Origin of the sequence: Streptomyces doebereineriae, assembly GCF_031845645.1 — a bacterium.
Taxonomy (GTDB): domain Bacteria; phylum Actinomycetota; class Actinomycetes; order Streptomycetales; family Streptomycetaceae; genus Streptomyces; species Streptomyces canus.
The window spans coordinates 1-426 of sequence record NZ_JAVREZ010000422.1 but is presented as its reverse complement, the minus strand read 5'-3'; the positions used below and the strand labels follow the sequence as shown (position 1 = coordinate 426).

At 72.8% G+C, this 426-nt stretch carries 1 pseudogene; it reads right to left on the bottom strand.

From position 1 onward, the window contains the following. Positions 1 to 256: 256 nt before the first annotated feature. Positions 257 to 426: pseudogene (locus RNB18_RS52610) on the bottom strand (UDP-glucose 4-epimerase GalE); the annotation flags it as partial.

Below are 426 nucleotides of genomic sequence, written 5' to 3'. Positions count from 1 at the left end.
CCCCAGGGCGACGCGCAGTCTGCCCCGGTACGCGGCGGCCGCCGTTCCGGTCGGAGGCGGACCGCCGTGCGTGTGCCCGTGATCGTGCCCAGCCCCCATGCGAAACGCCTCCAGGTCCGTTCGACGGCGCCGGGCGGAACCGCCCGACGCCGACCAGTGAACTACGGGTGGGGGGGCTGGGGCAACACGGGACTGAACACCGTTGTCATCTGCTCTGACCTGCGGAAACGTTCCGCAGGTCAGAGCAGTGGGGTGATCATTTACGGGTGTCGGGGAGCGCCTCCGGATGACGCAGGCACCACCCCTCCCAGGCCGACTCCACCATCGAGCGGACGTCCCGGCGGGCCGTCCACCCCAGCTCCCGGTCCATCCGCGCGTCCGACGCCACCGCCCGCGCCGCGTCCCCCGCACGGCGCGGTTCCACGA